Raw genomic sequence first — 12,648 nt, forward strand, 5'->3', positions numbered from 1 at the left:
GGTATACTGTGTCGATCTCAGTTCCAGGGTATAGGCAGTGACCTCCAAATCCGCAGCAAATTCTCTACCGCAACTTATAAAGTCTGCGATGCAGCGCCACCCGGCTCTGGGACAGCTATGGGTTGGATTTTCTGGTGGCTTGGATTCCACTGTCTTGCTGCATCTTCTCAACCAGAATGGTATCCCCGTTAAGGCAGTGCATGTGCACCACGGCCTAAGTAGTAATGCAGAGCGCTGGCTTGACCACTGCGAAGCTGTTGCCCGTGAGCTGCAAGTGCCTTTTGTTGCGGTGCGTGTGCAAGTCGATAGAAGCGGTGGTGGGATAGAGCAGGGGGCGCGTAAGGCTCGCTACAAGGCTTTTGATTCGGTGATGTCCTCCGGTGATCAAATTTTGCTCGGTCACCATGGGGATGATCAGGCAGAAACCTTTCTATATAGACTAATGCGGGGAGCGGGCGTCCTTGGGCTTTCGGGTATGGCGGAGAGTCGGCCGTTGGGTGAGGGTAAATCCTTACTTCGTCCTTTGTTGTCAGTGGGGCGCCGTGAGCTGGAAGCCTGGGCCCTTGAACAGGGGCTCAGCTGGATTGAGGATGAGAGTAATGCTGATGAGGCCTTTGAGCGCAACTATTTACGCCGACAGGTCATGCCTGTTTTATCCACCCGTTGGTCGGCACGGCAGAGTATTCAGCGGGCTGCAGATAATCTTAGGGAATCTGCGTTACTGCTAGAGGAGTTGGCGCTTGCTGACTTGCAGATCTGTGATATCAGGCGAGAGAGGTTAGGGGAGAGCCTCTTTTTAGCGACGTTCACGAATTTAAGTATTGCGCGGCGCAAAAATCTACTGCGCGGTTGGGTGTTGCTGCAGGGTGGTATGGCACCGGAATCCGTGGTTCTGCAAGAAGCTTTGGCGCAAATTGAGAAAGCGAGTGCGGGTGCCCAAGTGGAAGTACGACTGGGTGGGTGTGTAGTGCGACGCTTTCAGCGGCGCCTCTATCTGACCCCTGTCATGGAGCCCTTTTCTACCACCGAAGAAAGCCTTCAATGGGATGGCGTGTCAGCACTACTGTTGCCCAGAGGTGGTGTACTGGAATCGGTGCAGGGTTGGCCCCAGGGGGTATATGAAGTGAAATACCGCCGGGGCGGTGAGCGCGTCCAGCCTCTCGACCGACTTCGCTCCCAGACTCTCAAGAAGGTGTTGCAGGAGAGGGCGTTGGAACCCTGGCTGCGAGACCGGATACCGCTCGTGTATCTGGATGGAGAGCTGGTGGCAGTTGCCGATTTATTCTGCTGTAAGGCGGGCTGCTCCACTTTGTCAGTAACACCTTCGGTGAAACCGCCCAGCTGGCGGTTTTTCGATTGAGCGGAGAGGGGTTTTCTGCTACCCTGGCGCCCCGTCTCAAAGGCACCGGGAGAAGCTGGATTATCCGCCCGGGCCAGCCCTGTAAGCTCGACATTCATCGAGCGCTCAACTGACCAAGGTTTTGCATGACGCGCTATATTTTTGTAACTGGTGGCGTGGTTTCCTCGTTGGGGAAAGGTATCGCCTCCGCCTCTTTGGCCGCCATTCTCGAGGCCCGTGGCCTCAAGGTTACCATCCTCAAACTGGACCCCTACATCAACGTAGACCCGGGTACCATGAGCCCCTTCCAGCACGGTGAGGTGTATGTCACCGAGGATGGTGCCGAGACTGACCTGGACCTGGGTCACTACGAACGCTTTATCCGTACCCGGATGTCCAAGCGTAACAACTTCACCACCGGCCGTGTGTACGAGACTGTACTGCGCAAAGAGCGCCGTGGTGACTACCTGGGTGGCACCGTACAGGTGATCCCACATATTACCGACGAGATCAAACGCCGCGTTGTAGAAGGTGGCCGCGATGTCGACGTCGCTATTGTTGAAATCGGTGGCACCGTAGGTGATATCGAATCCCAACCGTTCCTGGAATCTGTGCGTCAGCTGCGTGTGGAAATGGGCACCAACCGCGCCCTGTTGATCCACCTGAGCTATGTGCCCTTTCTTGCCACTGCTGGTGAAACCAAGACCAAGCCGACCCAGCACTCTGTTAAAGAGTTGCGCTCTATCGGCTTGCAGCCGGATATTCTGCTGTGCCGTTCCGAGCGTGAGATCGATGAGGACTCCCGCCGCAAGATTGCACTGTTCACCAATGTTGAAGAGCGCGCTGTTGTACCGCTGCCCGATGCCAAGACCATCTATGGCGTACCGCGTCTTCTGCACAGTTACGGCCTCGACGATATCGTTGTGGAAAAACTGCAGCTGGAATGCCAGGCACCAGACCTTTCCGAGTGGGATGAAGTGGTCGATGGCAAGCTGAACCCCCAGCACGAAGTGAAAATTGCCATGGTTGGCAAATACATGGAGTTGCTGGATGCCTATAAGTCCCTGATCGAGTCCCTGACCCACGCGGGTATCAAGCATCGTTGCAAAGTGGATATCGACTTTATCAACGCTGAAGACGTTGAGGGTGAGAACGGCATTGACCTGATCAAGGATGCCGATGCAATCCTGGTTCCCGGTGGATTTGGTGAGCGCGGTTTAGAGGGCAAGCTTGAATCTGTTCGCTACGCTCGTGAAAACAATATTCCTTACCTGGGCATCTGCCTCGGTTTACAGTCTGTGGTTATCGAGTTCGCACGCAATGTGCTCGGCCTCGAAGGTGCCAACAGTACTGAGTTCAATACCAAAACCCCGCACCCTGTTATCGGCCTGATCACTGAGTGGATCGATAGTGAAGGCAATATCGAGAAGCGCGACGAGCAGTCTGACCTGGGGGGCACCATGCGCTTGGGTGGCCAGGAGTGTCGCTTGGCCAAAGACTCCAAGGCTCGCGATATCTACGGCGCAGACGTCATTGTAGAGCGTCACCGCCACCGCTACGAAGTGAACAACAACTACGTTGATCGCCTGCAGCAAGCCGGTTTGAAAATTGGCGGCTGGTCTGCAGACGATACCCTGGTAGAAATGGTTGAATTGCCGAACCATCCCTGGTTCGTTGCTTGCCAGTTCCACCCGGAATTTACTTCAACCCCGCGCGACGGCCACCCGCTGTTCGAAAGCTTTGTTGCCGCCGCAATGAAGCAGCGTGAAAACCAGGGTTAATCAGTAATCCGCCCCCGGTCTCTGTGATTGGGGGTGAGATGACAGGGAGCTGACAGTGAAAACAATTGAAGTCGGAAATATTCAGGTCGCCAACGATAAGCCCTTTGTGCTTTTTGGCGGTATGAATGTACTGGAATCCCGCGACCTGGCGATGCAGGTGGCTGAGCACTATGTAAAAGTCACTGAAAAACTGGGTATTCCCTATGTTTTTAAAGCGTCTTTTGACAAGGCCAATCGCTCTTCCATCAACTCCTATCGCGGACCGGGAATGGAAGAAGGCCTGAAGATTTTTCAGGAAATCAAAGACACCTTTAAGGTCCCCCTGATTACCGATGTCCACGAAGTACACCAGGCTGCTCCGGTTGCCGAAGTCGTGGATATTATCCAGCTGCCGGCCTTCCTGGCCCGTCAGACTGATCTGGTCGCCGCTATGGCAGCGACTGGTGCAGTGATCAACGTCAAAAAGCCCCAGTTTATGAGCCCTCCGCAAGTTAAAAATGTGGTGGAGAAATTTGCTGAGTGCGGCAATGAAAATATTCTTTTGTGTGAGCGCGGTGCCTGCTTTGGCTACGACAACCTGGTTGTCGATATGCTGGGCTTCAGCACCATGATCAATGCCTCCGGCGGTGCGCCGCTGATTTTTGATGTCACCCACTCACTGCAAATGCGCGATCCTTCCGGTGCTGCCTCTGGTGGTCGCCGTGCACAGGTCACTGAGCTGGGCCGAGCAGGTTTGGCTATTGGTATTGCCGGCCTGTTCCTGGAAGCACACCCGAATCCAGATAAGGCATTGTGTGATGGCCCCAGTGCATTGCCACTGGAGAAGCTGGAACCATTCCTCGCACAGATGAAAGCTGTGGATGATTTAATCAAAGGCTTTACGCCTCTGGATACTGAATAAAAGTAAGAAATACATAGCGCGCGCCCTTTTTGAACGCTTGGTACTTATTCTGTAGCTATTATTTATGGAAGCTACGATTAGAGATACTCACAAAAAACTGTGAGAAAAAGTTTCACAAGAGTAAGAACCCTTAATTGTTGCGTGCAGCTATTGGAAAATTTCTTTCAGTAATTACCTTTTTAATAAGTAACAAGTTTAGTTAGTACTAATACGGAGCCCATTGTTAATGAGCAAGATTGTCGCTGTTAAAGCCTACGAAGTGCTGGATTCCCGCGGTAACCCTACCGTCGAAGCCGATGTAATCCTGGAAGACGGTTCCATTGGTTCCGCTTGCGCTCCTTCTGGTGCTTCCACTGGTTCTCGTGAAGCTCTGGAATTGCGCGATGGCGATAAGAGTCGTTACCTGGGCAAAGGTGTATTAAAGGCTGTTGAGAATATCAACACGACTATCGCCGATCTGTTGAAAGGTATGGATTCTACCGATCAGCGCACCCTGGATAAGGCGATGATCGATGCCGACGGTACTGAAAACAAAGCCAAGCTGGGCGCTAATGCTATTTTGGCGGTTTCACTGGCGGCCGCTAAAGCCGCTGCAGCTTCCAGAAAAATCCCCCTGTACCAGCATATTGCTGAGGTAAACGGCACTCCGGGTGAATACTCTATGCCGGTTCCGATGATGAATATCCTCAATGGTGGTGAGCATGCCGACAACAATGTGGATATTCAGGAATTTATGGTTCAGCCTGTTAAAGCTGAATCTTTTGCCGAAGCCCTGCGCCAAGGTGCTGAGATCTTCCACTCCCTGAAAAAAGTACTGTCCAGTAACAGCCTGAACACTGCGGTTGGCGATGAAGGCGGCTTTGCTCCGAACTTGCCATCCAACGAAGCCGCTCTGAAAGTGATTGCTGAAGCGGTAGAAAAGGCCGGTTACACCCTGGGCGATGACATTACCCTGGCTCTGGACTGTGCTTCTTCCGAGTTCTACAAAGATGGCAAGTACGACTTGGCTGGCGAAGGCAAGCAGTTCGATAGCGAAGGTTTTGCCAGCTACCTGGCCGATCTGTCAGCCAACTATCCGATCCTGTCTATCGAAGACGGTATGGACGAAAGCGATTGGGACGGCTGGAAAATTCTCACCGACAAGATAGGTGAAAAAGTACAGCTGGTAGGCGATGACTTGTTCGTAACCAACACCAAGATCCTGAAAGAAGGTATCGAGAAAGGCGTGGGTAACTCTATCCTGATCAAGTTCAACCAGATCGGCTCCCTGTCCGAAACTCTGGACGCGATTAAGATGGCAAAAGATGCAGGCTACACCGCTGTAATCTCTCACCGCTCTGGTGAAACCGAAGACACCACTATTGCTGACCTGGCGGTTGCGACTGCTGCCGGCCAAATCAAAACCGGCTCCCTGTGTCGCTCCGACCGCGTAGCTAAGTACAATCGTCTGCTGCGTATTGAAGCTGAGCTGAACGGTGCCGCTCCTTACCGTGGCCGTGCTGAATTCAAATAATCAATATTTGAATCGCACATTGGTATTGCAGAGGGATTCCTCTGCAATACCTATAATACGAACAAGCGAAATATCGTAATCTCGTATGAAATGGCTGCTGGGAATTCTTATCTTTATTCTGCTTGCCACTCAGTATCGTCTCTGGGTTGGTGATGGCAGTCTCGCCGAAGTTACCCGTCTCAAACGACAGCTTGCTCAGCAACAGGAAAAAAATGCAGCTTTGGCGCGGGAAAATCGCCAGTTGTTGAGAGAAGTACGAAGCCTGAAAGTGGGCACTGATGGTGTCGAAGCCAAGGCACGCTATGATTTGGGATTGATTAAGGAAGGGGAAACCCTGTTTATCTTCCTGGACTCGGAAGAGGCTAAAAAGTGATTACAGATTATTGGGTGGTTGTGCCCGCTGCGGGTGTTGGTAAACGCATGGGAGCCGATCGCCCCAAGCAGTATTTACCATTACTGGGGCGCCCTTTATTGTCCCTAACCTTGCGGAATATTTTAAGTTGGCCGGGACTTGCTGGCGTTGTTGTGGCCCTATCAAAGGATGATGAATTTTTCCCGTATTTGAAAGAAGCTTCTCACCCATTAATCCACACTGTAATTGGTGGCGCTGAGCGAGCGGATTCTGTCCTCTCAGCCCTGGAATTTCTCGCTCAACGGGAACATGGTGACACCCCAGTGCTTGTACATGATGCCGCTCGGCCATGTGTTGCACTGAAAGACATTAGTGCACTGTTGCACAGCCAGGTTGCACAGACCGCGCTCCTAGCGCGTCAGGCCAGTGATACTGTAAAGAGAGGGTCTGAGATAAGCGGTGTTCAATGTGTTGAACAAACCCTGGATCGCAACCAGATATGGCTTGCACAGACCCCTCAGCGAGCGCCTCTTGCGCTACTTCGCTCCTGCCTCAGTCAAGCATTACAGCAAGGTGAAGCTGTTACAGATGAGGCAAGTGCGTTGGAAATTTTTGGTCACTCTCCGCAACTTGTTGAAGGTCGGAGTGACAATATCAAAGTGACCCACCCCACCGATATCGTAATGGCAGAGACCATTTTACGTCTGCGCTACGCTCCCACCGAGGATTATCGATAGTGAGTTTTAGAATTGGCCAGGGCTTTGACGTGCATGCGTTTGGTCCTGGCGATCATGTTGTGCTTGGTGGAGCAAAAATTCCCCATAGCTTTGGTTTAAAAGCCCATTCCGATGGGGACGTGTTACTGCATGCACTTTGCGATGCGCTTCTTGGCGCTTTGGCTCTCGGTGATATCGGTCATCATTTTCCCGATACGGATGAGCGTTTTAGTGGCGCGGATAGTCGCGCCCTTTTGCAACATGTTATGACCCTAATTAAGGAAAGGGGATATCGCCTGGTGAATGCTGATACCACTCTCATTGCACAGGCTCCCAAGATGGCTCCTCATATAGAAACCATGCGCGGCTATATTGCTGCGGATTGCGGTGTGGATATCGCCGATATTAGTGTGAAAGCAACGACTACGGAGAAGCTTGGCTTTACCGGGCGGAGTGAGGGAATTGCGGCCCAGGCCACTGTTTTACTTGAGCGATATGATGTCTGAAGTCTGGAATCTAAATTGGCCCCGTGCTTTGGGTGGGGCGGCAATCTCTGCTGATTTTCGTACTGTTGCGGAAGATTTTGTTGTCGATGAGATGGCTTTCCCAGAACCTACAGAGGACGGGGAGCATGTGTACCTGCATATTAAGAAGCGGGGGGCCAATACTGTCTGGGTGGCAAAACAGCTAGCCAAACTCGCCGGAGTGCGCCCTCTGGATGTCAGCTACTTTGGGTTGAAGGATCGACATGCCGTAACCACGCAGTGGTTTAGTGTTTGGCTCGGACAGAAGCCAGAGGCAGATTGGTCGCAGATCAATAGTGAAGAAGTTTCACTTCTGAGGTTTTTTCGGGGCGGACGTAAACTACGTCGCGGGGAGCATGTAGGCAATCGATTTAAAATTCGCCTGCGTAATGTAAGCGGTGATCGGGCGGCTGCGGAAGAGGTGCTTAAACAGGTAGGCGGCGGAGTGCCAAATTACTTCGGTGAGCAACGCTTTGGTATCGATGGCGGCAACCTGGACCTGGCGCGTCACCTGGCGGAAGAAGAGGGACGCTGTCGTAAGAATGAAAAGGCCTTTGCCATGTCGGCTGCGCGCAGTTGGCTGTTTAATCAGGTATTGGCAGAAAGAATTACTCAAGACTGCTGGCGGCAAAGTATTGAGGGTGAGCCACAAAGTGAGCCCAGTGGTCCTTTGTGGGGTCGCGGTAGAAACCTCGCCACAGGTCCTCTAGGCGAATTGGAGCAGCAAGTACTAGAGAAGTGGCTGAGCTGGTGTAACTGGCTTGAACATTGCGGACTCAAGCAAGAGCGAAGATCATTGGCCCTACGTCCAGAGGCTTTTCGTTTTGAGTGGCAGTCTGATGACCTCCTCTTGGAATTTGCGTTGCCGCCTGGGGCATTCGCAACAGCCTTGCTAAGGGAGGTGGCACAGCTGGTCAATGTGAACTCGGACACATAAAATTTGTGGCTGAAAGCGAGAGTTATACAGGGGATGGAATAAAAGCTTATGGACCGCTTAAGACACGAAGGCTTGGGAATGACCTCCCAGCGAACTCGCAATCGCCTGATCCAACGCTTGAGGGATGAGGGCATTAGCAATGAAGAAGTCCTCGATGTGATGGCTTCGACCCCCAGGCACCTTTTTCTGGATGAAGCCCTGGCGATCCGCGCCTATGAGGATACAGCTCTGCCAATTGGCTATGGCCAGACAATATCCCAACCTTACATTGTTGCCCGCATGACAGAGTTGCTGCTGAGCAGGGCCAAATCCCTGCATAGAGTTTTAGAAGTTGGTACGGGTTCCGGCTACCAAACCGCAATTCTTTCTAGGCTGGTTGAACAACTTTTTTCTGTTGAGCGTGTCGAACCCTTGCTCGATAAGGCCCGCCAGCGTCTTAACGAGTTGGGATATCAGAATATTGAATACAATCTCAGTAGTGGTGGTTTTGGCTGGCCGGAAAAAGGGCCTTATGATGCAATCCTGGCAGCAGCGGCTCCCTCAACGGTTCCCGATGAACTCAAGCAACAGTTGGGACCAAATGGCGTGCTGGTTATTCCTGTGGGTTCGGAGCAACAGCACCTGATGATGATCTCTCGTCGCCAGGATACCGATCAGTTCGATGTGGAAAAGCTAGAAGCAGTGCGGTTTGTGCCGCTGCTTAGTGGTGTGGTTCGATGAAATTTAGAGAGCTCTTTAAGAGCCGGTACCCGGGTGTAGTGCTGCGTGGTATGGGAATGGGTGCTGCAGATGTTGTTCCGGGGGTTTCCGGGGGGACCATTGCTTTTATTACAGGGATCTACCAGGAGTTACTCGACTCTTTGAGCCGGATAGGACCTCACTGTATTACGATAATGCGGGAGGAAGGGCTATCAGCGACTTGGAAGCACATCAATGGCAGCTTCCTGTTATCCCTGTTTTTAGGGGTGTTGATCAGTATCTTCAGCCTGGCGAGGATTATTAGCGGCCTTTTGGAGCAATATCCTATTCTCGTCTGGTCTTTCTTTTTTGGCCTAGTGCTGGCTTCTACCTTCCCTATTCTTCGCAATATCCCCAGGTGGTCTCTTTCGACAGCGGTCTTTCTCTTTCTAGGCATCGCGCTGGCAGTTGTTGTCAGTGAGCTTCGCCCTGGGGACATCCCAGCTACGCCACTTACTTTATTTTTATCTGGAGCATTGGCAATTTGTGCCATGGCTTTGCCCGGAATTTCAGGTGCCTTTATCCTGCTTATGATTGGGATTTATCCCAAGGTGCTCACTGCAGTACATGAGCTGCAATTGTCGAATTTATTGTACTTTGCGGTTGGGGCCGCTCTGGGGTTAATGCTTTTTAGCCGATTGCTTTCCTGGTTGATGCACAAATATGTCGCTCGCACATTGGCTTTTCTTGCAGGGATCTTATTAGGTAGCCTGAAAATAATTTGGCCCTGGAAGCTACCAATCAATGGTGCCGAAACTGTTTCCAGTAAGCTTGCGCCATTACTCGCCAATACATCCCCGTCGAACTTTATGGCCCAGACAGGTGAGAATGCGAATCTGGGGCCTGCGATTATTGCCGCTTTGGTTGCTGCGGTACTGGTTCTCGCGGTGGACTATTTCGGAGGGGGGCATCGAGGTAAATCCTACGCCACACCGCAATAAGATCTGGAATATCTCGGTATGGCAGCTTTTTATGAAGCTTTTCCAATGATTTTTAGAGCTTTTCTTTAGACACTTTTTCCATAAATGCCGTGGTCTGATGTAAAAAGAGAATAATGGAATGTCATCTTTTACGACAAGTTGAGGCCCATTTTTGGCGGAACAATAAGCCTAATATTGGTCATTTTTTGACTTTGATGTTAAAAATATTAGGCGTCTGTGTCGTGGCTATAGCCCTGGTTTCCTGTGCTGGCCACAGAGCACCGAGTAGTTCCCTAAATCAGCCTCCAAGTATCCGTCTCAATCATCATACTGTGAGCCGCGGGGATACCCTGTATTCTATTGCCTGGCGTTACGGTCAGGATTTCCGCAAGCTGGCGGCTATCAATGGCATTAAGCCTCCCTATAATATTTATCCCGGCCAACGCTTACAGTTGAATGGTAAAGTGCCGCGTCAAGTCGCCTCAAGCTCCCCTGTAGCCAGAAAAAAAACTGTGGCTAAGCCTGTGCCCACAAAAAAAGCTATTCCCGCCAAGAATAAAAAATCTTTAACGAGAAGCTCTACGCGCCAGAAGCCTCAAAGTAAGCGAACAGGGGCGATTCACTGGCGTTGGCCTGTCCGTGGACAAGTCATCAGTAAGTTCCGCTCTGGAGACCCCTTGCGGAAGGGTGTTGATATCGCCGGTGAAAAGGGAGAATCTGTATCGGCAGCAGCTGATGGCACTGTTATCTACGCTGGCAGTGCACTGAGAGGGTATGGAAAACTGCTGATCGTTAAGCACAGCGATGTTTACTTGAGTGCTTATGCCCACAATCACCGACTGCTGGTGAAAGAGGGTAGTAAGGTCAAAGCTGGACAACGGATAGCGGAACTGGGTTCGAGTGGTACCAACCGCGACAAGCTCCACTTTGAAATACGAAAAAACGGTCAGCCAGTGGACCCTCTCGCGTATCTGCCTTAAGTCGGGAGAGTGCTCTAAAGCTCTGCAAATAAAAATGGACTTTTAACTAATACCACTTGGGGTGGTCACAGCAATCGTGGCGACCAAATGGTCAAGCCGATTCTGTGGCTGTCGCACATGTGTACCTGATTGGTCGTTTTTTAGACCGATTCTGGTCTCATGCTATGCGGTTGATATTGGCAAAGTACAAGGAGCAGGGGAAATGGAAGCACAACGGCAAGACCAGTCCATGACTGGCCAGGCAGAAGACTTTCCTCCTGAGTTGGCGGTAGAGAATGATGAGCAGAAACTAAATTCCGAAAAAGGTAAAAGTAGTGGCCGTACGCGGAGAAATGCGGCAAAAAATAACTCCGTTTCCTCCCCCACAGAGAAGAGTCGGGTTAGCAGGTTGGATGGCGATGGCCATTTACAGAAGAACCTGGATGCCACCCAGCTCTATCTCAATGAAATAGGCTTTTCCCCCCTACTGACCGCTGAAGAAGAGGTTTATTACGCACGCAAGGCCTTGCGTGGTGATGCTGCATCAAGAAAGCGTATGATCGAGAGTAACCTACGCCTTGTTGTAAAAATCGCCCGTCGCTACGTTAGTCGTGGCCTCGCATTGTTAGACCTAATCGAAGAGGGCAACTTGGGGTTAATTCGTGCTGTTGAGAAGTTTGATCCGGAGCGAGGTTTCCGCTTTTCTACTTATGCTACTTGGTGGATACGTCAGACAATAGAACGAGCCATTATGAATCAGACTCGCACTATTCGCCTGCCAATCCATGTAGTAAAAGAGTTAAATGTGTATCTTCGAGCATCTCGTGAGCTTGCACAGAAGCTGGATCACGAGCCATCTGCAGAAGAGATTGCTAACTTGTTAGAGAAGCCTGTAGAGGACGTCGAACGGATGCTGGGGCTCAATGAGAGAGTCACCTCCGTAGATACCCCTATAGGCCCTTCTTCCGAGAAGACGTTGGTTGATACTATACCCGACCAGCAGGAGTCTGATCCGGCAGAACTCCTTCAGGATAGTGACCTTTTCGATAGCATTAATCGCTGGCTTGGTGAGCTTCCCGACAAGCAGTGTGAAGTTGTTTCCAGGCGCTTCGGATTACGTGGATTTGAGGCGAGCACCCTAGAAGAAGTTGGGCGTGAGATTGGTCTCACTCGTGAACGGGTTCGCCAAATCCAAGTTGATGCACTGAAACGTTTAAGGGAAGTGATGGAAAAGCAGGGACTTGACGGGCAATCCCTGTTTGGAAATCTCTAATTTTGGCCCCTAAATAGGGAGGCCCCATGAAAGGTGTGTTTCGTGGGGCTTCCTCAAACTAACTGTGATAGCGATGTAATACGTCACAGTTTCCGTTTTTCTAATCCAAGAGCGCTTATTTTCTCACCCAGCGACCAAGGTTGTCCTGGTAGTACTCCCCACGGGATAGGCGGGCCTCTAGTTTCTCGGCAGCACGTGCCGCAACTTGGGCAATATCGACATTGTGGCTTTTGGCTATCTCGGTATAGGCCTGCTTACGTTCCGCATTTATTTTTTTTACCAGCTTCTCCAGTTCAGGCGAACTGGCGTCCACAATAGCGATATAGCCACTGTTTGCTTCTCCCACTAACCCTTGCTTTTTGGCCTCTTCTAAGGAAATCGCCATTGCGGGTAACGCCATTATCAAGCCCAGAACTAATAGAGCTTTCTTTACCATACTCATATTCTATCTCCTCAGAAAATGCCTTCCTTGTCGTCAAACAGGTTTTCAAGATCCTTGTCCACTTTGACCCGGATTTCATGTTCAATCTTAACATTCAGGTTTACAGTAATTGGCTCGCTGGGGGCCTTCACTGCTACAGTAGGTGTGCAACCTATAGCAATCAAAGTGTACAGTACTCCTAAAAGAATCAGCCGGCTGGCCCTCATCTGATACTCCTTATGGTGCCACTTAGGCGCCTTTTATTTGTTGCATC

14 protein-coding genes are annotated in these 12,648 nt (G+C 51.1%); 12 read left to right on the forward strand and 2 right to left on the reverse strand.

Annotated elements, in window-relative coordinates; translation table 11 throughout:
* The first annotated feature begins 37 nt into the window (after nucleotides 1-37).
* The 12 genes from tilS to rpoS all read left to right on the forward strand — a co-directional run bounded on the left by tilS (nucleotide 38) and on the right by rpoS (nucleotide 11,953).
* On the forward strand, nucleotides 38-1,360 hold the full coding sequence (gene tilS, locus ACJJIJ_RS02925) for a tRNA lysidine(34) synthetase TilS (protein WP_444938597.1): 1,323 nt from the start codon (nucleotides 38-40) through the stop codon (nucleotides 1,358-1,360).
* Between the two features lie 125 nt (nucleotides 1,361-1,485).
* Complete coding sequence (gene pyrG, locus ACJJIJ_RS02930) at nucleotides 1,486-3,120, forward strand: CTP synthase (RefSeq protein ID WP_444938598.1); 1,635 nt, start codon at nucleotides 1,486-1,488, stop codon at nucleotides 3,118-3,120.
* Between the two features lie 55 nt (nucleotides 3,121-3,175).
* Nucleotides 3,176-4,021: a 3-deoxy-8-phosphooctulonate synthase gene (gene kdsA / locus ACJJIJ_RS02935; RefSeq protein WP_444885663.1), complete on the forward strand. Its 846-nt coding sequence runs from the start codon at nucleotides 3,176-3,178 to the stop codon at nucleotides 4,019-4,021.
* A gap of 226 nt (nucleotides 4,022-4,247) precedes the next feature.
* Nucleotides 4,248-5,534 (forward strand): phosphopyruvate hydratase, encoded by a 1,287-nt coding sequence (eno, locus tag ACJJIJ_RS02940; protein ID WP_444938599.1) that lies wholly within the window; start codon nucleotides 4,248-4,250, stop codon nucleotides 5,532-5,534.
* An 85-nt stretch (nucleotides 5,535-5,619) separates the two neighbouring features.
* Nucleotides 5,620-5,907 carry an FtsB family cell division protein gene (locus ACJJIJ_RS02945; protein WP_444885661.1) on the forward strand — a complete coding sequence of 96 codons (288 nt, stop codon included), beginning with the start codon at nucleotides 5,620-5,622 and terminating at the stop codon, nucleotides 5,905-5,907.
* A complete protein-coding gene (gene ispD, locus ACJJIJ_RS02950) occupies nucleotides 5,904-6,623 on the forward strand; it encodes a 2-C-methyl-D-erythritol 4-phosphate cytidylyltransferase (RefSeq protein ID WP_444938600.1) in 720 nt (239 codons plus the stop codon). Before ACJJIJ_RS02945 ends, ispD begins: the two co-directional genes overlap by 4 nt.
* Entirely contained in the window at nucleotides 6,623-7,108 is a 486-nt protein-coding gene (ispF, locus tag ACJJIJ_RS02955) for a 2-C-methyl-D-erythritol 2,4-cyclodiphosphate synthase (RefSeq protein WP_252085088.1), read from the forward strand. Before ispD ends, ispF begins: the two co-directional genes overlap by 1 nt.
* Nucleotides 7,098-8,063: a tRNA pseudouridine(13) synthase TruD gene (truD, locus tag ACJJIJ_RS02960; protein WP_444938601.1), complete on the forward strand. Its 966-nt coding sequence runs from the start codon at nucleotides 7,098-7,100 to the stop codon at nucleotides 8,061-8,063. Before ispF ends, truD begins: the two co-directional genes overlap by 11 nt.
* A 48-nt stretch (nucleotides 8,064-8,111) precedes the next feature.
* Nucleotides 8,112-8,783 carry a protein-L-isoaspartate(D-aspartate) O-methyltransferase gene (locus ACJJIJ_RS02965; protein WP_444885658.1) on the forward strand — a complete coding sequence of 224 codons (672 nt, stop codon included), beginning with the start codon at nucleotides 8,112-8,114 and terminating at the stop codon, nucleotides 8,781-8,783.
* On the forward strand, nucleotides 8,780-9,742 hold the full coding sequence (locus tag ACJJIJ_RS02970) for a DUF368 domain-containing protein (RefSeq protein WP_444904172.1): 963 nt from the start codon (nucleotides 8,780-8,782) through the stop codon (nucleotides 9,740-9,742). The genes ACJJIJ_RS02965 and ACJJIJ_RS02970 overlap by 4 nt, the downstream gene beginning before the upstream one ends.
* Before the next feature lie 221 nt (nucleotides 9,743-9,963).
* Entirely contained in the window at nucleotides 9,964-10,701 is a 738-nt protein-coding gene (locus ACJJIJ_RS02975) for a peptidoglycan DD-metalloendopeptidase family protein (RefSeq protein WP_444909052.1), read from the forward strand.
* Between the two features lie 202 nt (nucleotides 10,702-10,903).
* Complete coding sequence (gene rpoS, locus ACJJIJ_RS02980; protein WP_252085093.1) at nucleotides 10,904-11,953, forward strand: RNA polymerase sigma factor RpoS; 1,050 nt, start codon at nucleotides 10,904-10,906, stop codon at nucleotides 11,951-11,953.
* A gap of 115 nt (nucleotides 11,954-12,068) precedes the next feature.
* On the opposite strand, the gene ACJJIJ_RS02985 is transcribed toward rpoS, so the two are convergent.
* Nucleotides 12,069-12,395, reverse strand: coding sequence for a YdbL family probable chaperone protein (locus ACJJIJ_RS02985; protein ID WP_444885655.1), 327 nt, complete (start codon nucleotides 12,393-12,395; stop codon nucleotides 12,069-12,071).
* Between the two features lie 11 nt (nucleotides 12,396-12,406).
* Nucleotides 12,407-12,601: a YnbE family lipoprotein gene (locus ACJJIJ_RS02990; RefSeq protein ID WP_252085095.1), complete on the reverse strand. Its 195-nt coding sequence runs from the start codon at nucleotides 12,599-12,601 to the stop codon at nucleotides 12,407-12,409.
* Nucleotides 12,602-12,648 lie beyond the last annotated feature (47 nt).

Source organism: Microbulbifer mixtoriginis (SeqCode) (assembly GCF_052467945.1).